The sequence below is a fragment of the Nonomuraea basaltis genome (assembly GCF_005893125.1).
In the GTDB taxonomy this organism is placed as follows: Bacteria; Actinomycetota; Actinomycetes; order Streptosporangiales; family Streptosporangiaceae; genus Nonomuraea; species Nonomuraea basaltis.
In genome coordinates this window covers 1-23720 of sequence record NZ_VCJS01000064.1, presented here as the reverse complement: position 1 = coordinate 23720, position 23720 = coordinate 1, and the positions used below count along the sequence as shown (strand labels likewise).

At 70.3% G+C, this 23720-nt stretch carries 20 protein-coding genes; 12 read left to right on the top strand and 8 right to left on the bottom strand.

Features of this window, described 5'->3' with window-relative positions; translation table 11 throughout:
* Positions 1-37: 37 nt before the first annotated feature.
* The 3 genes from EJK15_RS28145 to fdxA all read right to left on the bottom strand — a co-directional run bounded on the left by EJK15_RS28145 (position 38) and on the right by fdxA (position 2290).
* Positions 38-700 carry a DUF4178 domain-containing protein gene (locus tag EJK15_RS28145; protein WP_240777265.1) on the bottom strand — a complete coding sequence of 221 codons (663 nt, stop codon included), beginning with the start codon at positions 698-700 and terminating at the stop codon, positions 38-40.
* A 91-nt stretch (positions 701-791) separates the two neighbouring features.
* The gene (gene dapC / locus EJK15_RS28140; RefSeq protein ID WP_138713485.1) at positions 792-1862 is read right to left on the bottom strand and encodes a succinyldiaminopimelate transaminase; all 1071 of its coding nucleotides are present in this window, start codon (positions 1860-1862) and stop codon (positions 792-794) included.
* A 101-nt stretch (positions 1863-1963) separates the two neighbouring features.
* A complete protein-coding gene (gene fdxA, locus EJK15_RS28135) occupies positions 1964-2290 on the bottom strand; it encodes a ferredoxin (protein ID WP_080047500.1) in 327 nt (108 codons plus the stop codon).
* An 80-nt stretch (positions 2291-2370) separates the two neighbouring features.
* On the opposite strand from fdxA, the gene EJK15_RS28130 reads away from it, so the two are divergent.
* The 9 genes from EJK15_RS28130 to EJK15_RS28085 all read left to right on the top strand — a co-directional run bounded on the left by EJK15_RS28130 (position 2371) and on the right by EJK15_RS28085 (position 15964).
* A complete protein-coding gene (locus EJK15_RS28130; protein ID WP_240777264.1) occupies positions 2371-2628 on the top strand; it encodes a putative acetyltransferase in 258 nt (85 codons plus the stop codon).
* 17 nt (positions 2629-2645) lie between these two features.
* Complete coding sequence (locus EJK15_RS28125; RefSeq protein ID WP_240777263.1) at positions 2646-3710, top strand: ABC transporter substrate-binding protein; 1065 nt, start codon at positions 2646-2648, stop codon at positions 3708-3710.
* A gap of 74 nt (positions 3711-3784) precedes the next feature.
* Positions 3785-4588 (top strand): class I SAM-dependent methyltransferase, encoded by an 804-nt coding sequence (locus EJK15_RS28120; RefSeq protein ID WP_240777262.1) that lies wholly within the window; start codon positions 3785-3787, stop codon positions 4586-4588.
* A gap of 226 nt (positions 4589-4814) precedes the next feature.
* Entirely contained in the window at positions 4815-7079 is a 2265-nt protein-coding gene (locus EJK15_RS28110; RefSeq protein ID WP_206061144.1) for a hypothetical protein, read from the top strand.
* A gap of 4 nt (positions 7080-7083) precedes the next feature.
* Positions 7084-8904 (top strand): UvrD-helicase domain-containing protein, encoded by a 1821-nt coding sequence (locus tag EJK15_RS28105; RefSeq protein WP_138713482.1) that lies wholly within the window; start codon positions 7084-7086, stop codon positions 8902-8904.
* Positions 8905-8951: 47 nt separating this feature from the next.
* Positions 8952-10802 (top strand): sigma factor-like helix-turn-helix DNA-binding protein, encoded by a 1851-nt coding sequence (locus tag EJK15_RS28100; RefSeq protein WP_138713481.1) that lies wholly within the window; start codon positions 8952-8954, stop codon positions 10800-10802.
* 20 nt (positions 10803-10822) lie between these two features.
* Positions 10823-12178 (top strand): cysteine--tRNA ligase, encoded by a 1356-nt coding sequence (gene cysS / locus EJK15_RS28095; protein WP_138713480.1) that lies wholly within the window; start codon positions 10823-10825, stop codon positions 12176-12178.
* A gap of 319 nt (positions 12179-12497) precedes the next feature.
* On the top strand, positions 12498-14987 hold the full coding sequence (locus tag EJK15_RS28090; RefSeq protein ID WP_138713521.1) for a penicillin acylase family protein: 2490 nt from the start codon (positions 12498-12500) through the stop codon (positions 14985-14987).
* Between the two features lie 134 nt (positions 14988-15121).
* Positions 15122-15964 (top strand): hypothetical protein, encoded by an 843-nt coding sequence (locus EJK15_RS28085; RefSeq protein WP_138713479.1) that lies wholly within the window; start codon positions 15122-15124, stop codon positions 15962-15964.
* A gap of 70 nt (positions 15965-16034) precedes the next feature.
* Here the strand turns inward: EJK15_RS28085 and EJK15_RS28080 are convergent, their stop codons facing one another.
* The gene (locus EJK15_RS28080; protein ID WP_138713478.1) at positions 16035-16454 is read right to left on the bottom strand and encodes a hypothetical protein; all 420 of its coding nucleotides are present in this window, start codon (positions 16452-16454) and stop codon (positions 16035-16037) included.
* A gap of 75 nt (positions 16455-16529) precedes the next feature.
* Here EJK15_RS28080 and EJK15_RS28075 point away from each other — a divergent pair, with 75 nt between their 5' ends.
* Entirely contained in the window at positions 16530-17420 is an 891-nt protein-coding gene (locus EJK15_RS28075; RefSeq protein WP_138713477.1) for a hypothetical protein, read from the top strand.
* A 144-nt stretch (positions 17421-17564) separates the two neighbouring features.
* Here EJK15_RS28075 and EJK15_RS28070 read toward each other — a convergent pair whose 3' ends face one another.
* The 3 genes from EJK15_RS28070 to mshB are packed head-to-tail and all read right to left on the bottom strand — an operon-like array spanning position 17565 to position 19410.
* Positions 17565-18059, bottom strand: a complete 495-nt coding sequence (locus EJK15_RS28070) for a flavin reductase family protein (protein WP_138713476.1) — start codon at positions 18057-18059, stop codon at positions 17565-17567.
* Positions 18060-18076: 17 nt separating this feature from the next.
* Complete coding sequence (locus EJK15_RS28065; protein WP_138713475.1) at positions 18077-18493, bottom strand: DUF6113 family protein; 417 nt, start codon at positions 18491-18493, stop codon at positions 18077-18079.
* A gap of 11 nt (positions 18494-18504) precedes the next feature.
* Positions 18505-19410, bottom strand: a complete 906-nt coding sequence (gene mshB / locus EJK15_RS28060) for an N-acetyl-1-D-myo-inositol-2-amino-2-deoxy-alpha-D-glucopyranoside deacetylase (protein WP_138713474.1) — start codon at positions 19408-19410, stop codon at positions 18505-18507.
* 44 nt (positions 19411-19454) lie between these two features.
* Here mshB and EJK15_RS28055 point away from each other — a divergent pair, with 44 nt between their 5' ends.
* Positions 19455-21527, top strand: a complete 2073-nt coding sequence (locus EJK15_RS28055; RefSeq protein WP_138713473.1) for a S9 family peptidase — start codon at positions 19455-19457, stop codon at positions 21525-21527.
* 19 nt (positions 21528-21546) lie between these two features.
* Here EJK15_RS28055 and EJK15_RS28050 read toward each other — a convergent pair whose 3' ends face one another.
* A complete protein-coding gene (locus tag EJK15_RS28050) occupies positions 21547-22410 on the bottom strand; it encodes an ABC transporter permease (RefSeq protein ID WP_138713472.1) in 864 nt (287 codons plus the stop codon).
* 159 nt (positions 22411-22569) lie between these two features.
* Between EJK15_RS28050 and EJK15_RS28045 the strand changes: the two genes are divergently transcribed.
* Positions 22570-23720: alpha/beta fold hydrolase (locus EJK15_RS28045; protein ID WP_138713471.1), on the top strand; the 1151-nt coding region annotated here is incomplete at its 3' end.

Genomic DNA, 23720 nt, shown 5'->3' with positions numbered 1-23720 from the left:
ACGGAGGGCCGGTGGGAGCCTTTCTGGCGGACCGGGGTCAGGTGGCGCGGCGGATGATGGAGATCGAGCCAGGCGGCAGCGGCTGGGCGTAGCTGGCCGTCCATGTGCTGCCCTGGATGCGTTCGAAGGACAGCAGCCGCCCGTCGGAGGCGTGGTAGTCGGCGAAGTCGAGCAGCCCCCGGTCGGGGTTGCCGGTCTCGCCCTCGCTCTTGAACGCGGCCGTGCCCCGCTCGATCGGGAAGAACTCCACGCCCTCCATGATCAGCATGCTCTTGGCCGGGACCATGCCCTCCGTGGGCACGTCGGTCCAGAGCAGCACCTCAAGATGCGGCGGATCGCCGTCGCGTACCTCGACGGAAAGCCACTGGAAGCGGCGGGAGGCGTCGCGCAGCAGGTATTCGGTCCACTGCTGCCCCTGCCAGGAGATGTGCATCGCGCCCAGCACGCGCGCCGGCGAGCCGTGCACCTCGATCCGGTCCCCGACCCGGATGGTGCGGGGGTCGGTGTAGTCGGTGCCGGCATGCCCCGGCGCGCTCACCGGAGCCGGCAGCGGGGTCTCGACGGGAGCAACCTCAACCGCCGGCGCCGGCGTGCTCGCACGGCCTTTCCTGTCCTGCCGCAAGGTGGCCCAGAAGGCGCCCAGTAACAGCAGGACCAGGGCGATGCTCAGCCCGAGTACGACCATGGAGGTCATGCTCATCGATCAGCTCGCTCCACTCGCGGTCTGCCTCGGCAAAAGCCCTTATCGATTTATGCGTTCAAGCGCGTACGGCTTGCTATGACGGGCGATCCTACTGGAGGCGGCGCACTGCCGCACTGATACGTTCGTCAGTGGCGGTGACGGCGATACGGATGTGCCGTCCACCTGCCGGTCCGTAGAAGTCACCCGGCGCGACCAAAATGCCGATTTCGGCGAGCTTGCTCACCTGATCCCAGGCGCTTTGCCCGTTCGATGCCCAGAAGTACAGCCCTGCCGTCGAATGGTCGATGCTCCAGCCCGCCCGCTCCAGCGCGGGGCGCAGCAGGGCGCGGCGGGCGGCGTACAGCTCGCGCTGGGCGTCGGCGTGCGCGTCGTCGCCGAGCGCCGCCGTCATCGCCGCCTGGACGGGAGCGGGCATCATCATGCCGGCGTGCTTGCGGGTCTCCAGCAGCCGCTTGACCAGGACGGGATCGCCCGTCACGAAACCGGCGCGGTAGCCGGCCAGGTTGGAGCGCTTGGAGAGCGAGTGGACGGCGAGCAACCCCTCGTGAGAGCCGCCGCAGACATCGGGGTGGAGGATCGAGACCGGCTCCTCTTCCCAGCCGAGCTCGATGTAGCACTCGTCGGAGGCCACGATCGTGCCGCGCTCGCGCGCCCAGGAGACCACCTTGCGCAGGTGCTCGGCGGGCAGCACCCGGCCCGTGGGGTTGCCCGGCGAGTTGACCCAGACGAGGTCCACGTGCTCGGGGCCGAGCGCGAGCGTGCTGTCGGAGGCCGTGGCCACCGCCCCTGCCAGCCGGGCACCCACGTCGTAGGTGGGGTAGGCCAGCTCGGGGAAGACCACTCGCCTGGCACCCAGGTAGGTGGGCAGCCATGCGACGAACTCCTTGGAGCCGATCAGCGGGAGCACGTCCTGCTGATCGACGGTTACGCCGTGCCTGCGCCGCAGCCACCCGGCCGCGGCCTCGCGCAGCGCCGTGGTGCCGTGGGTGAAGGGGTAGCCGGGGCTGTCGACGGCCTGGACGAAGGCGTTCTGGACGACCTCGGGCACGGGGTCGACGGGCGTGCCGACCGAGAGGTCGGCGATGCCGTCGGGATGTGCGAGCGCACGCGCTTTGTACGGCTCCAGCCGGTCCCAGGGGAAGTCGGGCAGGTTGTTCACGGTTCTCCAGGGTGTTGCGATGCCGTACGAAGCGTGCGGCACGCCACAGGGGCGGGGCGCACCCGGCCTGGATGCCCCCGCGCACGGCGTGCCGGAACCTGCTAGTGGTCCTCGCCCTGCGGTGGCAGGGCGGCCACCACCGGGTGGTCCTTGTCTATCTTGCCGACCTTCGAGGCGCCACCGGGCGAGCCGAGGTCTTCGAAGAAGTCCACGTTCGCCTTGTAGAAGTCCTTCCACTGCTCGGGCAGGTCGTCCTCATAGAAAATCGCCTCGACGGGGCATACAGGCTCACACGCGCCGCAGTCCACGCACTCGTCGGGGTGGATGTAAAGCATGCGCTCGCCCTCGTAGATGCAATCGACGGGGCACTCCTCGATGCACGCCTTGTCCAGGACGTCCACGCAAGGCTGCGCGATGACGTAGGTCACCTCGAGCTCCTTCTTCTCCGCACCATGGCATGACTCTCTGACCGCGGTTTGCTACGCCCTAGTATTGCCGTGCTTACCAGGTGGCCGAAACGGAGGGTGGCAAACTCGTGGCCGCACGCCTCGTTATCGCCATCACAACTCAGGATATAGGTGCACGGATCACCACCCGCAGGCGCGTCCCCGGCGGGTTTCGCGACGCGGTGGGGATCCTCGAGTCCTGGGAGGGCGGCGTGCTGCGCGTCCGTAAAAAGGACGGCACGCTGGTGGAGATTTTCGAAGAAACGCTGGTGGCGGCCAAGGTCGTCCCGGCCGCGCCTCCTCGACCTGAGCGAATGTAACAGCGAGTATTCACTGTGTGACCGTACGTATCTGCGCCGCCGCAGCAGCCATCCTAGCCAGCGCCGGATGCGGCGCGTCGTCCACAGAATCCACCTCCGCCCAGAATCTTCCGCCGGTCAACGTCCAGGCGAGCTCGTTGAAGACCGGCTTCGCCACCATGGAGCGGCTCGCCGAGGCCGCCAAGCGCGAGGGTGGGCTCAACGTGATCGCGCTGCCCCGCGACTGGGTCAACTTCGGCGAGGTCATCGACACCTTCGCCGACAAGTACGGGCTCAAGGTCAACGAGCTCGAGCCCGGCGCGAGCAGCCGGCGCCAGATCGACGCGGCCGCGCAACTCAAGCCGGACGTGTTCGACCTGACCATGGACGTCGCCGTCAAGGAGGCCGGCCGGTTCGCGCCGTACCGGGTGCAGGGCTGGCAGGACCTGCCCGACCACATCAAGGACCAGTCCGGCGCCTGGTACGCCGCCTACGGCGGCTACATGTCCATCGGGTACGACCCGCGCGAGGTCAAGCCTCCGGTCTCCTTCGCCGACCTGCTGAATCCCGGCTACCGGGTGGCGCTCGACGGCGACCCGCTGCGCTCGGCGTCGGCGTTCGGCGGCGTGATGGCCGCCTCCATGCGGTCGGGGGCGCCCCAGCCGGAGCAGGGGGTCGAGCTGTTCGCCAAGCTCAAGCAGGCCGGGCGGCTCACCGAGCCGGCCAAGGCCAACGCGATCGTCGCCTGGGACCACCTGAACGCGGCCCGCAGCGCCGGGCATCCCGACGCGTGGCGGGTGACGATCCCGCGGGACGCGGCGCTCGGCGGTTACCACGTACAGGCGATCAACAAGACGGCCCCGCACCCGGCCGCCGCCCGGCTCTGGCAGGAGTTCCTGCTCTCCGACGAGGGCCAGAACCTGCTCCAGAAGGGCTGGGCCAGGCCGGCGCGCGGCGAGGCCATGCTCATGAAGGGCACGCTCGACGCCGAGCAGGCCGCCAAACTTCCCAAGGCGCCGGGGCCGCCCGTCCTCATGACGATTCCGCAGGCAGACGCGGCGAAGGCGTACCTGAAGGAGGAATGGACAAAAAGCGTGGGATGAGTCCGATGTGACTTGATATGTCGTTGGGACGTACAGGCTCTAAAGTGAGCAGACAGCACGGCCACGGGGGCCCGATGTCTGACGAATGTGAGCTGATCGTCTTGCGATACGACACACCGAGTTTGGAGCGGTGGAACAGTCGTGCCTACGACAGCAGCTTCGGCTACGTCTCGACGCAGGGCGCGCCGCTGGTCGACCTGCTGGATCCGCGGCCCGGCGAGCGCGTGCTCGACCTCGGATGCGGCACGGGGATGCTCACCGCGCAGATCGCCTTCAGGGGTGCGGACGTCCTCGGCATCGACGGGTCGTCCGCCATGATCGAGAAGGCGCTGGCGCAATACCCCGGCATCGACTTCATCATCGGGGACGGGCACGACTTCACCGTGGTGGACCCGTACGACGCGGTCTTCTCCAACGCGGCGCTGCACTGGATGAGCCGCGATCCCGGCACCGTGATCGCCAACGTCCGCGAGGCGCTCACCCCCGGCGGGCGCTTCGTCGCCGAGATGGGCGGGTCGGGCAACTGCGCCGAGCTGACCGCCGCGATGCTGACCGCCTGGCGCGAGTACGGCCTGCGCGAGCCCGACCTGCCGTGGTACTTTCCCACGCCTGCCGAGTACGCCCGCCGCCTCGAGCAGGAGGGTTTCGTCGTCAGGTTGCTCGAATACTTCGACCGGCCGACCCCACTCGACGAATGCCCCCGCGGGGCCGCCGACTGGGTGCGCATGTTCGCCGCCCCGGTGCTCGAAGGGCTCCCGCCGGAAATCGTGGAACCCCTGCTCCGTCGTGTCAACGAACTGGCGGCGCCCGCGCTTCGCAGGGAGACTGGCTGGATGGCCGACTACGTGCGTCTACGCTTTGCCGCCGTTCGGCGCTGATGCGTAGTGCATGATGCGTAAGGCTGTTTTGCCGGACTATGGTCTGTTCCGTGGGCGGCGAGATTATGGCTGCACCGCTGCGGCGGCGTGAGGGGCTGGTGAACGGAACGGGATGAATTTCTGCCTGAGCGACCTCGTACCACCGTTGAGGTGGAGCGACGCGTCGACGATCACGCTACTCACCGGGCAGCCGGAGCTGCCGGATGCGTGGTGGCGCAGTCTGCCCATGCCACGTGTCCTCGCCGCCATCGGCCCGGAGTCCCTGGGCGAGCTCCTGACGGAGATCGCCCTCGAGCACTGGCCCGCGGCGGCGGTGGGCGACGTGTTACCCGCGCTGCACGTCCTCGACCCGGAGGAGGCCGACGAGCCCGCCGTCGCGATCGCGCTCGACCGGGCCGGCTCGTGGGCCGGGCTTCTGGGGCTGACCAGCCGGGAGCTGGCCGACCAGCCCTTCATCCAGGCGCGCGCGGTGCTCAACACGCTGTTCTCGGCCGTCCTGGTACGTCTCGCGAACCCACGCCCCATCGCGGCCCCGGCGACCCCGTCGGTCACCGCGCCCCGGGACGGTACGCGGGGTGTGGCCGCGGCCGCACCGGCGCACGCCGCCGGGGCGCCTGAGCCCGTCACTGGCGAGCCGGCGCCGGCGCCCGGGACCGAGGAGCCTGCCGCCGGGGCGATCGCGGCGGAGCACACGCCTGGGCCGGTCGCCGAGCCCGCGCCGCCGTTCGCCGCCGGGCCCGCAGCCGACGAGGCCGAGCCCGCCGCCGAGGAGCCCGCGCAGGCCGCGCACGCCATGGGGGCCGCCGAGGCTGCCCAGGCCATGGAACCGGCCGAGGGCACCGACGCCGTCGAGGGCGCGGCCGCCTTGGAGGGCGAGCAGCCGGCGCCTCATGAGGCCGTGGCATCTCACGAGGGCGCGCCGAGCGAGGCCGTCCCCGGAGCCGAGGGCGAGCTCAAGGCCGTCGCACCGGACGAAGGCCAGTCCGAGGCCGTCGCACCGGACGAAGGCCAGTCCGAGGCCGTCGCACCGGGCCAGAGCGGCCTTGAGCCCGACGCGCGTCAGGACGCGGTGCCTCATGAGGCTGTGGCCGAGGAAGGCGTGCCTGAGGGTGCCGAGCCGGTGCTGGACGCCGACGCCGAGCCTGCCGCCGAAGAGGGCGACGGGCCCGAGCCCGTGCTCCACGCCGCCGATGAACCCGCCCCCGAGCCGGCGGCCGAAGAGGCGGCCGCGCTTGCCGAAGGCGCGCTGGCCCAGGGCGCGCCGGCCGAGGCCACGCCGGCCGAAGGGGCGGGCGTCCCGCAGGGCGCGCCGGCCGAAGGGGCAGGCGTCCCGCAGGAGAGCGCGGAAGCCGAGCGGGAGGGCGTCAGCTCAGGCGCCCCCCAGGAGTTGCCCCAGCTCATCGAGGCCGCGTTCGCCGGCCTGGATGACAAGAGCTGGGCCGTGGCGCAGAACAGGGTGTTCACGGACGAGCCCTCGGCCGTTGACCAGCTGGCCAAGCTCTTCGCCGTCCCGCCCGCCGAGATCTCCGCCACGGAGGACGAGTTCCGCGCACGTCTGGGCCAGTGGCTGGCCAGCGAGGAGGCGGCGCCGTACCGAGCGCACCTGGACGAGCTACGCAAAACGCTCGGCCCGGCGGCGCCCAAGGAGCAGCTGATCGGCGCAGCCGACTGGCACAACCTGGAGATCCGCGCGCTGGAGGTGCCCGCCTGGCAGTTCGTGCTGGCGACCCTGTCACCCCAGCCGGACCAGTCGTTCCAGCCGCAGCCCCAGGCGGACCGGTCGCTGCAATTGCAGCCGCAGGTGGACCTGCCGCCCCCGCCGCAGCCCCAGATCGATCTGCCGCCCCCGCCTAATTCGGCGTTCGGTCCCGGACCGCTGCCGCCGCCCCCAGGACCGCCGCAGTTCCAGGCGTTCATGCCGGTCGCGCCTCCGGCGGGCGAGGCCAACGGCGGAGCCGAGGAGCACAAGCCGTACCAGCCGTTGAAGGACGTCTCCCAGACGAGGCGCTGCTTCAGGCAGCCGGACGGCCGGTGGTGGCTGCGCATCGACGTGACCGCCGAGCAACTGGCGGGCGGCGAGTGCGCGTTGCCGACGGGCTTCGCGTCGTACCTGGGACTCTCGCCGGGCGAGAGCAGGACGGTCAGGAGCGCCGCGGGCGAGCTGACCATGACGTGGCACGGCAGGCCGGTGCTCGAATCCATCGAACGCCTCCTCGTGGACGTCGGAGCGCGCGAGGGCGGGCACCTGTTCCTGACGCTGTCGGACGAGGGCGTGCTGCGGGCCAGGCACCTGCCGGTGGCCGCACAGGGAGCCGAGAAGATCACCAAGGCGCTCCGCCTGGTCGGGTACACGGCCCCGGGAGGCACCCGGGACCAGGCGGCCAGGGTGATCGCCACGAGGATCGGCATGACCGGGCCGGTCAGCCTGCCCGACCTGCTCACCAGGCTCCGCGAACGCGGGGACCGCGACCTGCTCGCCCTCTTGGACTGAGCCGGTGCCGCGGCTCGCGATCGGCCCTGAGTTTCCCAGGGAGCTCAGCGCACTGGCCCAGCCAGTGCGCAGGGACGCCGTGGTCGCGCTGCGCCGGTTCCTGCTGAACGTGTCCGGCGCCCCGCATCCCGAGCGGGTGCGGGGCGCCAGGGATCCCCGGGTCGCGACCCTGCGCCTGGCCGAGGGGCATCGCGGGGTGGTGGTGCGGCATCGGGACGTGTACTGGCTGCGCAGGGTGCTGCCCGACCCCGAGGCCTGGTCGTACGCGCGACGCCACAGGTACGGCGTCAACTCCGTGGTCGGCGTCGTCGAGGAGTGGGACGCCGAGGCCCTGGAACGGGTGGAGCCCGCGTTGCGCAGGTCGATCAGGCCGTCGCGGCTGTTCGACCCGATCTGCGACGGCGACCTGCTGGCCCTCGGCATCGACGTGCACGCCCTGCCGCTGTTCCGGCTCATCACCACTGAGGCCGACGTGGCCGCGCTCGAACCGCTGCTCCCGCCCACCCAGCACCTGCCGCTCGCCGCCCTGGCCCGCGGCGGCTCGCTCTCCGAGGCCTGGCGCGAGCTGGACGCCTGGCGCTCCTCCGACGCGGGCACCGGGCCGATCGACACCGACGACCTGCACGCGGCGCTGCTGCGCAGCCCGGACCGGGCGGCGTTCGCCGCCGACAAGGTGGCGCTCGACCGGGTGCTGGGGGCGCCGGAGTGGTGCACGTTCCTGCACCCGACGCAGCACCGGCTGGCCAGGGCGGCCCGCCAGGAGCATCCGGTGCTGGTCATCGGCGGCGCGGGCACCGGCAAGACGGTCATCGCCCTGCACCGCGCCGCCCACCTGGCCGCGAACGGCAGCGGTCCCGTCCTGCTCATCACGTTCTCGCAGAGCCTCGCCGAGGAGCTGTCGGCCAGGCTCGACGTGCTGATCGAGGACGAGATCGTACGCAAGCGGGTCGAGGTGGACAACGCCGAACGCCTGGCCATGCGCATCGTGGCCGGCTCAGAGGGCCGCCGCCCGCCGCTGGTCGGCCCGGGCGCGCGGACGCTGGCCCAGCTGACGGACGAGGCGCTCAGGCTGCTGTCGATCACGACCGGCGACCTGCTGGACGACGTGGATCCGGGGCGCAAGCCGTACCGTCACATCGTGGTGGACGAGGCGCAGGACATCAGCCCGGCGCAGTGGCGGCTGCTGCGGGCGGCGGCGCCGCGCGCGCGTGACGACCTGTTCATCGTGGGCGATCCGCACCAGCGGGTCACCGACACGCGGGTGGCGCTGGGCGCGGTCGGGATCCACACCGTCCAGGCCACGCTCAGGGTCTCGTTCCGGCTGCCGCAGGAGCTGCTGTCTTTCGTGGTCCGGCTGCGCGGCGGCGGTCCCGTGCCCGGTCTGGTCAAGGGGGCGACCGAGATGTACGGCTACCGCGCCACGCACCACGGCGAACGGCCGATGATCAGGGCGTACGACTCCGCCGAGGCCGAGCTGGCCGGGCTGCGGAACACGATCGAGGCGTGGCTGGCGGACGGCGTGCCCGCCGATGAGATCGCCGTCGGCGCCCGCAACACCCGGCTCGTCCGGGAGGCCAGGAAGGCTCTGGAGGGCCTGGACGTGCGGGCCGCGACCTTCCAGCATCTGAAAGGCATGGAGTTCGAGCGGGTGGCGCTCGTCGGCGTGGCGGAGGGCGTGGTTCCCGAGCCGTTGCCGGAAGAACCTGGCGCACGGGCTCGAGCTCTGCAGCGCGAACGGAGCATACTGTTCGTCGCCTGCACGCGCGCCCGTGCGATGCTCTATATCTCCCATTACGGAAGAGGCAGCCCATTTTTACCCCTCTGATCACATAGTCTGAACTGCGGATACTTCCCTTTGCCGGTTGGACCTCAATGAACCTCAGCCTGAGCGACCTCGCGCCACCCGTGCGCTGGACCTCTCCTGGCCAGATCGCGCCGATCGTGGAGGAGCCACAGCTGCCCGAGGCCTGGTGGCAGGCGATTCCCCTCGACCGCGCGTGCGCCATCGTCGGCACGCAGACCGTGGCGGGCCACCTGGCCGACCTGGCCGTGGCCTGCTGGGGACATCTGCTGCTCGGCGACATCCTGCCGTTGCTGCGCTTCTCCGACCCCGCCGAGGCCGAGCGGACGCCGGAGTCGCTGGGCAAGGACGTGGTGCAGAAGCTGTTCATCGGCGTGTTCGAGCGGCTGCTCGAGCCCGCGCCCGACGCCGTGCCCGTGCCCGTGCCGTCCCGGCCGGACAAGCCGCTGCCCGAGGTGATCGACGAGCTGTTCGCCGCGCTGGACGACCGGCAGCGGGCCATCGCCCGCGACCGGTTGTACGCGGCGCAGCGGGCCACGCTCGACGAGCTGGCGCAGCGATTCTCGGTGACGCGGGAGCGCATCAGGCAGATCGAGCGCGACCTGCGCGACCACGTGGAGGCGTGGCTCGGCGGCGCCCAGGCGGCGGCGCTGGTGGCGCACGTGGCGTGGCTGCGTACCCGGCTGGGCTCCGCCGTACCGGCCGACGACCTGCAGGCGGCCGTGCCGTGGCACCGGACCGAGCTGCGGACGCTGGGGATCCCGGTGTGGCGGTTCGTGCGCACGCTGCTGACCGGCTACGAGCAGTCCGACGGGTGGCTCGTGGCGGGCGGGGCCGACGAGCTGAGGGAGAAGACGCGCCAGCTCTTCGCCGACGGGCCGCGCCCGCTCGGCGAGGCCGTGTCCATGGTGGCGCAGCTCGGCGTGCGCGAGGACGTGGCCGAGCGGTGGATCCTGGCCGTGCCGCAATTGCGCGTGCTCGGCCAGCACGTGGTGCCGTGGCCGCGCAGCATCAACGAGAAGGCCGAGGCGGTGCTGGCGGTGGCGGGCGGGCCGCTGTCGCCCGAGGAGATCCAGGAGCGCATCGGCGAGGACTACAGCCTGGTCGGCATCCGCAACCAGCTCACCGCCGACGAGCGCTTCCGCCGGATCGACCGGAACAAGTACGGGCTGACCAGGTGGGGCGGCGACGAGTACCTGGGGATCAGAGAGATGATCGCCAGAGAGATCGAGCGGGCCGGCGGCGAGGCGTCGGTGAGCACGATCGTGACGAACCTGACCTCCAAGTACGACGTCAGCGAGAGCTCCGTGCGGGCGTACTCGGGCGGGCCGGGGTTCGAGCGGACGCAGCGGGGCTGGATCCGGGTGGCGGGCACCTCTGGGGGCGGCGAGGCGGAGCCGTACCAGCCGCGCAAGGACGTGTCGGAGACCCGGCGCAGCTTCCGCTCCCGCGACGGGCGCTGGTGGCACCGGGTGGACATCAACGCCGAGCACCTGCGCGGGTCGGGGTCGCCGCTGCCGACGGGGTTCGCGGCGTACCTGGGCATGGCGCCAGGCGGGCAGCTGACCGCCTCGGTGCCGTCCGGGGACGTGGTGATCAGCTGGCACAACCAGCCGACCATGGGGTCGATCCGCAACGTGCTGGCCGAGTTCAAGGCGGGCGAGGGCGACCACGTGTTCCTGACCGTGTCGGACGGCGGCGAGCTGCTGACCCGCTACCTGCCCGCCGCGCCCGTCGGGATGCCGCCCGTGAACCGGGCGCTCTACCTGATCGGGTACACCGCGCCCGTCAGCTCGGAGATCGAGGGGCTGCGGCTGATCGGGGCCAGGATCGGACTGCCCGACACGGCCACCCGCGAAGAGATCCTGGGCAGGCTGCGCGAGCGCGGTGACAGGGACATCCTCGGTTTCCTGGGCGGATGACACCGGGCTAGGCTCGGAGAATGTTGCGGATCTACGACACGCGGGCCAGGCAGGTCGAGGAGCTCGCCCCCGGGCGGGCGTTGCGGATGTACACCTGCGGGCCGACGGTCTACCGCTACGCGCACGTGGGCAACCTGCGCACTTACCTGCTGTCCGACCTGATCAGGCGGGTCCTGGAGCGGCGGCGGGTGCGCGTGCTGGCCTGCCAGAACATCACCGACGTCGGCCACCTGGCCGACTCCGGAGTCGACAAGGTCGTGGAGCAGGCCGAGACCGAGGGGCGCTCGGTGCGGGAGCTGGCGCGCTTCTACGAGGACGCCTTCAGGAACGACACCGCCGCGCTCAACCTCCGGCCGCCGGAGCACACGCCGCGCGCCACAGAGACGATCGATCTGATGATCGAGCTGATCGCCAAGCTGATCGAGCAGGGGCATGCGTACGCGGTGCCGGACGGGTCGGTGTTCTTTGACGTACGGACGTTTCCCACTTACGGCGAAATTTCCGGGAATCGCCTTGATGCCCTGAAGCCCGCCCACCGCATCGACACCGTCGACCCGCGCAAGCGCTTCCACGCCGACTGGGCCCTGTGGAAACCGGCCGAGGGCGAGCTGAGCTGGGAGACACCGTGGGGGCGCGGGTTCCCGGGGTGGCATGTGGAGTGCTCGGCCATGTCGCTGCGGTTCCTCGGGTCACGCTTCGACATCCACACCGGCGGGATCGACCTGCGCTTCCCCCATCACGAGGACGAGCGCGCCCAGTCCAACGCGGCCGCCGGGCACGAGGTGGTCCGGCACTGGGTGCACGGGGAGCACCTGCTGTTCGACGGTCGCAAGATGGCGAAGTCGACGGGGAACGTGGTGCTGCTGGCCGACGTGGTGGCTGCGGGGCTCGATCCGCTCGCCGTGCGGATGGCGTTCCTTGAGCATCGCTATCGGCAGCAGATGAACCTGACGTGGGACACACTCCGGGCCGCCGACCGGACGGTGCGGCGGTGGCGGTCGCGGGTGGCCGAGTGGGCCGAGTTGCCCAGTGCGCCGATGGCCTCCGCGTACGTGGAGCGGGTGGAGGCCGCCTTCGACGATGACCTGGACACGCCGGGGGCGCTGCGGATCCTGCGGGAGCTGGAGCGGGACGAGTCGGTGGCGCCCGGCGCGAAGCTGGAGTCGTTCCTGCACGTGGATCAGGTGCTGGGGCTGGAGCTTTCCACGGATATCGGGAAGGTGCCCGTGCTGCCCGCGGGGGCCGGGGAGCTGCTGGAGGCGCGGGGCCGGGCGCGGGAGGCCGAGGACTGGAAGGAGGCGGACCGGCTGCGGGACGAACTGGCCGCGCTGGGCGTCCGTGTCTCGGACACTCCCGACGGCCAAACCTGGACCTGAACCACCCCCACCCGCGAACGTCGTCGTTGCCACCCCGCGGCCTTGCCCGTGCGCTGCTGGGCGCGCCCGCCACCGCCGCTCGCACGGCCGCGACCCGGCTCACCGTCCAGAGAGCCCGCCGCTCCCTCCGGCGACAGCCGGCCCCGCCGCTCTCAAGACCCCGGACGTTTACGGCGCGTGAGCCCGTGTCCTCCCCGCGTGATCGGCCGCTCAAAGTCCCCTGAGAAGGGGCGTGAAGGCGGCCGTAGTAGTGATCTCGGGCTGCCAGACTTAGTCCCAGTTCGGCTGGATGGAGGTGTCGGTGAGGCCCTATGCGTGGATGCCGTGGCCGTTGCGGTGGTTCGCTCGGGTGTTGACCGTTCTTCTCGTGTTGGCGCTCGTGCTGGCCGGGATCCTCGTCTACACCGTGCGGAAGTCGTTCCCGCAGATGGACGGATCGTTGCGGTTGCCCGGCTTAGCCGGGAATGTGGAGATTTATCGCGATAAATCGGGAATCCCGCATATCTATGCCGACAGCGCCACTGACCTGTTCATGGCCCAGGGATTCGTCCATGCCCAGGACCGTTTCTACGAGATGGACTTCCGGCGCCACATGACCGCCGGCCGCCTCTCAGAGCTCTTCGGCAAGTCCACGCTCGACACCGACAAGGCCCTCAGGACCATGGGCTGGCGCAGGGTCGCCGAACAGGAGCTGCCCGAGCTGGCAAAAGAGACCCAGGACTACCTGAACGCGTACGCGAAAGGCGTAAACGCCTGGCTCGCCGCCAACCCGAACGCCTCCGACCGCAGCCTCGAATACTCCGTGCTCAAACTCCAGAACGGCGACTACCAGCCGGAGCAGTGGACCGCGCTCGACTCCCTCTCCTGGCTGAAGGCCATGGCGTGGGACCTGCGCTCCAACATGGAGGACGAGATCGACCGCGCGCTGATCGCGGCCAAGCTGCCCAGGGAGCGGGTCGAGCAGCTCTACCCCGCCTACCCGTACGACCGGCACTCCCCGATCGTCACCGAAGGCACCATCGACCAGGACCGTTTCGACCAGCGGGCCGAGCCGCAATTGCGCGGCACCGCCGCGGCGATCACGCAGGCGGCCAAGACGCTGGACGCCGTGCCGAGCACCATGAGCACCGAGGACCGCGAGGGCGTCGGGTCGAACTCGTGGGTGATCTCCGGCGACCACACGGCCAGTGGCAAGCCGCTGCTGGTCAACGACCCGCACCTGTCCGCGCAGCTGCCGTCCGTCTGGTACCAGGCGGGGCTGCACTGCCGGAAGGTCTCGGAGGCGTGCCCGTACGACGTGACGGGGTTCACGTTCTCCGGCGTTCCCGGCGTGGTCATCGGGCACACGGACAAGATCGCGTGGGGCTTCACGAACCTGGGTCCCGACGTGGCCGACCTGTTCCTGGAGAAGGTGGAGGGCGACACGTACCTGTACAAGGGCGAGCAGGTGAAGCTGGAGGCCAGGCAGGAGCAGATCAAGGTGGCCGGCGGCCCGCCCGTCTCGATCACCGTCAAGAGCACCGTGCACGGGCCGCTGATCAACGAGGTGATAGGCAGCGCCAAGCCCACCGGCGAGGCGAACGCGGTGGCGCTGCAGTGGACGGCGCTGACGCCGGGCAGGACCGCCGACGCGATCTTCGCGCTGAACAAGGCGGCCGACTGGCCGGAGTTCAAGGCCGCCGCGGCGCTGTTCGAGGTGCCCGCCCAGAACCTGGTGTACGCCGACACGACGGGCAGGATCGGCTACCAGGCGCCCGGCCGCATCCCCGTGCGCGAGAAGGGCGACGGCACCTGGCCGGTCCCCGGCTGGACGGGCGAGTACGACTGGAGGACGGCACCCATCCCGTACGACCAGCTGCCGTCGGTGGTGGACCCGGCGGACGGATTCGTCGTCACGGCGAACAACGCGGTCATCGACCCCAAACGGTACCGGCCCCTGCTGACCAAGGACTGGGCGTACGGCTATCGTTCCGAGCGCATTCGCGATCTCGTCAAGGAGGCGGTCAAGAAGGGCAAGGTCGACGTGGCGACCATGGCGGAGATCCAGCGGGACACCCACAACGGCTTCGCCGAGACGCTGGTCCCGGCGCTGATGCGGATCGATCTGGCGGGGCCGGGCGACCAGGCCAGGCAGTTGCTGAAGACGTGGGACGGCAAGCAGGACGTGGATTCGGCCGCGGCCGCGTACTTCAACGCGGTCTGGCGCCAGGTGCTCCTGCTGACGTTCGACGATGAGCTGCCGGAGGGCGCCAGGCCGAGCGGAGGCGACCGCTGGTATGAGGTGATCAGGCGCCTGCTCGAACTCCCGGACGACCCCTTCTGGGACGACGTGACCACGAAGAGCCGTACGGAGACGCGTGACGACATCCTGCGGCAGGCGATGGCGTCGGCGTACCAGGAGCTGGCGGACCGGCTCGGTGCGGACGTCGCGTCGTGGCGGTGGGGCGACCTGCACCAATTAGAGCTGGTCAACGGCTCGCTGGGGACCTCGGGGATCGCGCCGGTCGAGGCGCTGTTCAACCGCGGCCCCTTAGCCGCTCCAGGGAGCAAGGACGCCGTGAACGCCACGGGCTGGAACGTCCAGCAGGGCTACGCGGTCACCGCCGTGCCGTCGATGCGCATGGTCGTCGATCTGTCCGATCTGGACAGATCGCAGTGGATCAACCTGACGGGCGCCTCGGGGCACGCCTTCCACGACAACTACTGGGACCAGGCGGAGCTGTGGGCCAGGGGCGATCTGCTGCCGATGTACTCCAAGCCCGAGTCGGTCAAGAAGGCGGCCGTGCACACGCTCAGGCTCAGCCCCTGAGCGGATGGTGAACGCCCTGCCAGGCTGGACCCTGGGCGGACGGTGAACGCCCCGCGCGTACGACCAGCGTCGTAGGCACGATCCAAACCCTGGGCCGACGCGCCCGCCGGGCTCCGCCTGCCAGCATGGGCCGCGTGAATCGCCTCTGGTATGTCTTCGGAGCACTGCTGATGCTCGCGGGGCTCCTCCACCTGGGCGTGTTCGTCATGGACGGCGGACCATGGGAGGGCCCGGTGTCGTGGCGCAAACCGTTCACGTTCGGTGTGTCGTTCGGGCTGAGCATCCTGACCCTGACCTGGGTCTCCCAGTTCGTACGCCTCCGCGCCCGCCACCTCTGGGTCGGCGCCTTCGCCGCGGCCTCCACATTGGAGGTGGCCCTGATCACCCTCCAGGCGTGGCGAGGCGTCCCATCCCATTTCAACATGGAGACCGCTGTCGACACGGCCATCGCGAGGGCCCTGGCGGCGGGCGGCGGGGTGCTCGTCGCCATCGCGATCGTCATGACCGTCGCCGCCTTCCGCGGCGATCCCGAGCTCGCGCCAAGCATGCGCCTGGCCGTGCGCGCGGGTTTCGCCACCCTGCTCGCGGCCATGGTCTTCGGCGCCATCATGATCGCTCGCGGGGTCATCGAGGTGGTGACCGGTAACCAGCAACTCGCCTACACGGTGGCCACCACGCTGAAACCGGCCTATGCCGTGTTCATGCACGGCGTCCTGCTCCTGCCTGCGCTGGCCTGGCTCCTCGCCCGCGCGTTGCCCTCGGAGGACCTGCGCCTCCGCCTGGCACGCCTTGCGACCTGGACATACATCGCGTTCGCCACGGCCGTCTCGGCCCTTGCCCTGGCCGGCGTCACGCTCGTGAGCCCGTCGACCGCGTCGATGCTCTGCGCCGGCGCCATCTCCGGCCTGGGCATCGCCGCCCTCGCGCTCGGCCGGAGCAAACGGTGGCCATCCCGGCGCTCGCCCACCTTACGGTGATCACCCAACGGACGGTCGTCTCGCGTCGATCATCCGGCAGACGCCCTGGAATTGACTGGAAGAGTCAACCTCAGCTGCCCCTGTGGCGCTTCCACCACAGCACCGCCCGGGGGTAACCGCCGTCCTCCAGGTCGGCCAGGCGCTCGAAGAGGTTGTATGAAGCCTGGTGCCCGCAGAGCAGGACCGAGATCAGCATGGCCAGCAGATAGAGCGGCAGCATGGGCAGCCCGACGCACCAAGCCCACTGCGTGGCGTGCCGTCCCTCGTGGCGGATGAGCCGGTCGCTCAGCGAATCCCACCTGGTCAGGACGACATTCCCCACCGTGAACGCCCCGGCGATGGGGAAGCGGTAGCGGTAACCGAAGGCGAGGATGAGCCCGTTGGGGCCGGGTCGCCTGGTGGCACCACCGATGATGGAGACCAGCAAACCGAGCGGAGTGGCGAGATTGATGTAGTTCGCCGCGCGCCGGAACCGAAACCGCTTGTCCATGCGTCTCAGTCTTGACCAATCTTGACATGTCGGAATAATGATCAGGGTCCTGAAATCTCCCACAAGAGCAGGATTATGAGATTCTCCATCCTGGGCACGCTGCTCGGCACCGTCGCACTGGCAGGAGCCGGCGGAGTGGCGATCACCCAGACGTCAGCGTCCGATCCCCTACGATTCACTGACACTCCTCTCGACGCGAAGGTGGCTTTAGCCACCGAACACACCCCAACGGAGGCTCCCCCGGCCCCGGCCGAGGACTACGTCGTCACGACGGCCGTGGTCAAGAAGAGGGGCGTTTCCTATCTGGACGTCTCCGTCGAATACAGCGGGGGCGCCATCTTCGGCGTCAAGCAGAGGGTGTGCAAGCGCAACTCGTGTAAGACCGCGCGCGCCGACATCCCGGTCACCACAGGGGCAGGAAACTTCACGACGAGGCTGGGCTGGGGCACGTACAAGAAACGCGGCCAGCCCGCCGTCACGATGACGCCCCTGCCGACCGTGACGGTGCCGGGTCCCACGGTCACGGTCACTGAGCCTGGTCCGACGGTCACGGTGACGTTCACCTGTCAGCCCAGCGTCGAACCGACAGACACCCTCCCGCCGACCGACGTCCCCACGGACACGCCGACGGCGACGGTGACCCCGACCGAGACGCCGACGGACACGTTGCCGCCGACCGAGACACCGACCGAAACCCCGACAGTCACGCCAACCGAAACCCCGACGGAGACAGTGACCGCGACCCCGACGGACACGTTGCCGCCGACCGCGACCCCGACGGACACGGTGTCGCCGACGGTGACCCCCACGGAGATCCCCGTCTGCCCGCCGCCAGAGGAGCCGACGGACGTGCCCACGGAGAGTCCGACGGACACGCTGCCACCGACCGAGACACCGACGGAGACACCTACCGAGACCCCGACAGACACGGTGTCGCCGACGGTGACCCCCACCGCGACACCGTAGAAATCGGTCAGCACTCCCGGGCACTGACACGGGATGCGATCAGCTAGCTGATCGGGCCAGGCCATCGGGCCTGGCCCGACTCATGCCCGGACACGGCGAGCGAGCACCACACATCTCCGTACCAAGGAACGCCCGCGCAAAGCCCTAGAGCCGCTTGTACCGGCCATCGTGGTACAGGAGCGGTGTCCCGTCGGACGGCGTGTCCAGCGCCGTCACCTCACCCACCACGATCGAGTGATCCCCGCCGTCGTGCACGGCCGTGGTGGCGCACTCCAGCGTGGCGATGGCCTCGTCGAACAACGCCACCCCCGACTCCCCACGATGATGCGGCCACCGGGCCAGCTGCCCGTTCAGCGGCCGCCCCCGGTGCGCGAAGAACCGCGAGGCGTCCTCCATCGAGGCAGGCAGCACGGACACCCCCCACACCCCCGCCTCCAGCACCGCGCCATGGAACCGGGCCACCTTCTCGGCGCAGAACAGCACGAGTAAAGGGTTCAGAGAGACGGACGTGAAGGAGTTGACCGTCATCGCGTGATCGGTGTCGCCGAGCCTGGTCGTGACGATCGCGACTCCGGTGGCGAAGCGGCCGATGACCTTGCGATACGTATCCGGATCTACGTGCCGCTCTAAGGAATGCACGAAGTCACTTTATGCCGCTACGTCGGGTTCTTCGGAGAGTACCCGCGCAGAAGCCACGATTCCCCACCCGACGAGGGCGAAAGCAGGTAGGCCGCCACAAGGGCCGCGAGCCCCCCGTACAGGTAGACGTAGCCGGGAGCGCCGTCCGCGATCACCAGGTCCCCGCCCGCCAGCTTCAGCGTGAACGGCATCGTCACCAGCAGCCACCCGACCCCCGCCACGACGGCCCCGAGCCGGGCACGCATCAGCTTGCCCGCCCCCAGGCACACCATGAACAGCGCCAGCACCCAGACGACGGCCGCGACCGGCACCGGGCCCACCTGCCACACCGGATGCGTGAACCCGCCCACGACCCCCATGACGACACCCAGCACGAACAGCATGCCGTACGCCGCCCCACCCAGCGCCGACTCGGCCTGGCTGCGATGCTCCATGTCGAATGAGGTTAGTGGATCCCCGCGAAGAGATCGTTCTCCCGGTTGTGCGGCTCACCGAGGCCACCCGCCTCGATGGGCGGCCCGGGCACCGGCGGCCCGGGCACCCCGATGGCCAGGATGTAGTGCTCGACGCCCAGGACCTCCTGGCCGATGTTGTTGGACAGGGCGAACCAGGGGTCGTTCACACTGATCTGGGTGGCGTGCGCGCGCAGGGCCTCGATCTTGTTACCGATCCACGGGCGCGCGTCGATCTCGGTGGTGATCTCCTCGTCCCGGTTGCCGAACGGCATGTCGTCCACGTTCTCGGTGATGAAGTCGACGTCGGCCTCGCGCAACGCCTCGTTGGCGCGTTGCATGACGGACTTGGCCACGGCCGTGTGGTAGAACTTCGCGATCTGCCACGGCTCGCCCTCGCCGAAATCCGGTTTCGCGGCCAGCTCGAACGCTCTGCGCGAAACGCGGTTGGCCTGGATGTGGTCGGGATGCCCGTAGAAACCGTTGTCGTCGTACGTGACGAGCACCTGGGGGCGTACCTCACGGATCACCTTGACGAGCTCGCCCGCCGCCTCGTCGAGGCCGGCCAGCCAGAACGCCTTCGGGTGGTCGTTGGACGCCACGCCCATCATCCCCGAGTCCCGCCAGCGCCCCGGCGCGCCGAGAAAGCGGTGGTCCTCGACGCCGAGCGCCTGGCAGGCGGCCTCGAGCTCGCCGATCCGGTACGGGCCGAGGGCGTCGTCCTGGTCGGCGGCCAGGTGGGCGAGGTCCTGGGGGATGACCTCCCCCTCCTCGCCCAGCGTGCAGGTCACCAGCGTGACGTGGGCGCCCTCGGCGACGTATTTGGCCATGGTCGCGCCGGTGCCGATCGACTCGTCGTCCGGGTGGGCGTGCACGAGCAGGAGCCGTCGATCAGTCATAGGAGCGAGCGTAACAATGGCTCGTTCCTGGCAGGATTGGCCCCATGAGTGAGAGCTTCCCGCGTCTGTCTGCCAGGACCCGCCGGTTCACCCTCGGGGTGCCCCGAGGCTTCACGATCTCTCCGGACGGCGGCCGGGTGGTCTTCCTGCGGACGAAGTCGGGCACCGATCCGGTGACCTGCCTGTGGGAGCTCGACACGGAGACCCATGTCGAACGCCTGGTGGTCGACCCGCGTACGCTCAGCGGCGACGAGGAGCACCTGCCGCCGGAGGAGCGGGCCAGGCGCGAGCGCAGCCGCGAGGGGGCGGGCGGCGTGGTCGCGTACGCCACCGACACCGACGCGACCCGGGCCTGCTTCGCCCTGTCCGGCGGCCTGTACGTCGTGGAGCTGCCGACCGGCCGGGCCCGCAGGCTGGAGACGCCGGGCGCGGTCATCGACCCCCGCCTTTCGCCCGACGGGCGACATGTCGCCTACGTCACGGGTGGTGCCCTGCACGTGCAGGACCTGGCCTCGGGTGAGGACCGCGCGCTGGCCACGCCGGAGTCGGCGACCGTGACGTACGGGCTGGCCGAGTTCATCGCGGCCGAGGAGATGGACAGGATGCGCGGCTACTGGTGGGCGCCGTCCAGCGACGCGCTGCTGGCGGAGCGGGCGGACGAGGCCCCGGTGCACATCTGGCACGTCGCCGACCCGGCCAACCCCGACCGGCCCGCCACCGCCCAGCGCTACCCGGCCGCCGGGACACCCAACGCGATCACCGAGCTGTACGTGCTGGGGCTCGACGGGTCGCGGGTCGCGGTGCCGTACGAGGAGGAATACCTGGCCACGGCCGCCTGGGACGAGCACGCGCTGTCGATCGTGACCCTGACCCGCGACCAGAGGACGATGCGGCTGCTCACGGTCGACCCGGCGACGGGCGCGTCCACGCTCGTGCGCGAGGATGCCGACCCGGCCTGGATCGACATCGTCACCGGCGTGCCCGCGCACCTCGACGACGGCGCCCTGGTCTGGGTGGCCGGCTCCGAGGGCGGCCACCGGCTGTTCGTGGGCGACCGGGCGGTCACCCCGCCGACGCTGCAGGTCCGGGCCGTGCTCGACGTCGATCACGACAGCGTGCTGTTCAGCGCGAGCGGCGACCCGACCGAGATCCAGCTGTGGACCTGGGACGGGCATTCGCTGCTGCCGGTCTCGACCCGGTCCGGGGTGTTCTCGGGGCGGATGTCGGGCGGGGTGGGTGTGCTCACCGAGCAGAGCCTCGACACCGAGGGCGTGTCCACCACGGTCGTGAAGCGGGACGGCATGGCCGTGCCGATCCCGTCGTACGCCGAGCGTCCCGGCCTCGACCTGCGGGTCTCGATCGGCCGCTCAGGGCGCCGCGAGCTCGCCACCGCCGTGGTGCTGCCCTCGTGGCACCAGCAGGGCTCGGGCAGGCTGCCGGTCCTCATGGACCCCTACGGCGGCCCGCACGCGCAGCGCGTGCTCAACCGGCGCGGCGCGTTCCTGGAGAGCCAGTGGTTCGCCGAGCAGGGCTTCGCCGTCGTCGTGGCCGACGGCCGGGGCACCCCGGGCAGGGGCACCGCCTTCGAGCGGGCGGTGCTCAACGACCTGGCGACCCCGGCGCTGGAGGACCAGATCGACGCCCTGCACGGCGTGGCCGAGCAGTACGCCGACGACCTCGACCTGACGAAGGTGGCCATTCGCGGCTGGTCGTTCGGCGGCTTCCTGGCCGCGCTGGCGGTGCTGCGGCGTCCTGACGTGTTCCACGCCGCCGTGGCGGGGGCGCCGGTGACGGACTGGCGGCTGTACGACACGTGCTACACCGAGCGATACCTGGGCCATCCGGACGAACAACCCGAGGTGTACGAGAATTCGTCGTTGTTCGCGGACGCCTCCAAGCTCGAACGCCCACTGCTGCTGATCCACGGTCTGGCCGACGACAACGTGGTGGCCGCCCACACGCTCCGCCTGTCCTCCGCCCTGCTCGCGGCCGGCCGCCAGCACAGCGTGCTCCCGCTCTCCGGCGTCACCCACATGACGCCCCAGGAGGTCGTGGCGGAGAACCTGCTGCTGCTCCAGGTCGACTTCCTGAAGAAGTCGCTGGGCGTGACCTCGTGACCTCGTGAGCTAGCGACCGCTACGGTCGCAGAGACTCGAGCAGCCGGGACACGGTCAGGCCGACCATGATCACGGCCCCCAGGACGAGCGTGTAGACCCACGCCGGAATGTTCAGGACGACGAGCTGAACCTGCGCGATGGCCAGGATCAGCACGCTGAGCAGGGTGCCCGTCACCGCACCGCGCTCGCCGTTCGGGCTGGTGCCGCCGAGCAGGACGGCGGCGAGCGCGAACACGGTGATAGACATCCCCTGAGAGCCGGGCTGCGCCGCGCCCTGGCGCAGCAGCAGGACGAAGCCGCCCAACGCGGCGAGCACGCTGGACCCGGCCAGGCCGACGAGCCCTGCCGTCCACCCCTTGCTCAGCCGCCCGCGAACATCCCGCCTCGCCCACAGCAGCCCGCCCGCCACCGAAACGACAGCGAACACCGCGAACCACAGCACCGGGGAATACGCCGGCAGATCCCCCAAGGCGATCATCCTGCCGCCAGTGACCGTCAGCATCAACGCCTCACAGGCCACGGCGGCGCCCAGCGTGACCGCCCAGGCGGGCGCCGCCACCAGCACCGTGAACGCGCCCGTGACCAGCCCCGCGAACGCGGCGAGCACCAGCACCAGCAGCACCCCGGCGATCAGGGACAGCTCGGCGACGTCCACAGCGGTGGCGACGAGAACGCCGGACAGCGCGGAGACGGCGCCCACGGCGAGGTTGGGCATGCCCGTACGCAGCGACAGAGCCAGCCCCACGGCGACCAGGCCGAGCGGCGCGGCCTGCGCCAGGACGTTGAACAGATGCGCCGTCGGAGCGGTGACCAGGACCATGCCCAGCCCCAGCACCGCGATGACGCCGAGCACACCTTCCCAGCCCCACTGCCATTTGCTCACGCTGTCGATGCTGACAACGCCACCTCACCACCGCAAGCACTTCCAGACGCCGGATGCGGACCGCCCATGGTCTGACAAACCCTGGTACGACTGCCCGCTCCCGAAAACCAAACCCTGGTCCGACGCGTTCCCACCGCCCGCTCCGGAATCCTGAACGGCATGTTCAACCCCCTCGCCATCGCCCAAGCCCTGCTGGCCACGGCCCTCCTCGTCCCAGCGGCGGCGCCCGCCGCTGCGGAGACCAATTCCCTGGAGTGGCAGACCTGCCCCAACGACAAGATCGGCATGGACTGCGCCGACCTCCAGGTCCCGGTCGACTGGCAGAAGCCCGACGGCCGCAAGATCACCCTCAAGCTGGGCCGCCTGAGATCCACCGGCACCTCGGAAGGCTCGGTCCTGGTGGCCTATGGCGGCCCCGGTGGTCCCGGCATCGCCCTCACCCAGTCCGTCCCGAACTGGTGGACCGACCTCCGCAAGCGCATGGACATCGTCACGTGGGACACCCGCGGCTACGGCGAGCAATTCCAAGGACTCAGCACCGGCCTGCAGTGCGCCTGGACCCGCATCCCCATCCCCGACCTCCCCCGGGACGACGCCGACTTCGGCCGGCTGTCCGACACCAACCGGGGGTACGCCGAGGCCTGCCGACTCAAGGATCCCGAGCTGTTCGCCAACATGAGCTCAGCGGACCACGCCAGGGACATGGATGCGATCAGAAAGGCCCTGGGCGACGACAAGCTCAACTACTACGGCGCCTCCTACGCCGGCTTCTACGGCCAGACGTATGCCCGCCTCTTCCCCGGCCGAATCCGCACGATGGTCCTCGACGGCACGTGGAACCACAGCGCGACCGACTGGGTGCGTGAGCTGGAGGAGATGGCCAAGGCCAACGAGCGGAGCATGCAGCGTTTCTTCACGTGGTGTGCCACGAACGGCTGCCAGGACGTCCCCGGCCTCTGGCGCACACTGATCGCCCGAGCCGACCGCACCCCCATCCCCACCAAGGTCGCCAACGTCGCTTACAAGGCCCGCGACCTCCAGTCCTTCGCCCTGTCCCGCGCCCGCCAAGGCTCCACGGCCTGGCCCGAGCTGGCCGGGGCCATCCGCAAGGCCGGCAAGGGCGACGCCTCGGACTTCGTACCGGCACGCGGCGCCCGCTACCCGGACCAGGCCACCGGCGTCACCGAATGCACCGACTGGCCCCGCTTCGCCAACCGCCAAGAGGCGGCCGCCACGACCAGCCGCCTGCTCCGCATCGCCCCCAACACCGGCGCCGCCAACACCCTGGCCTCTGTCTCTTATACCCATCT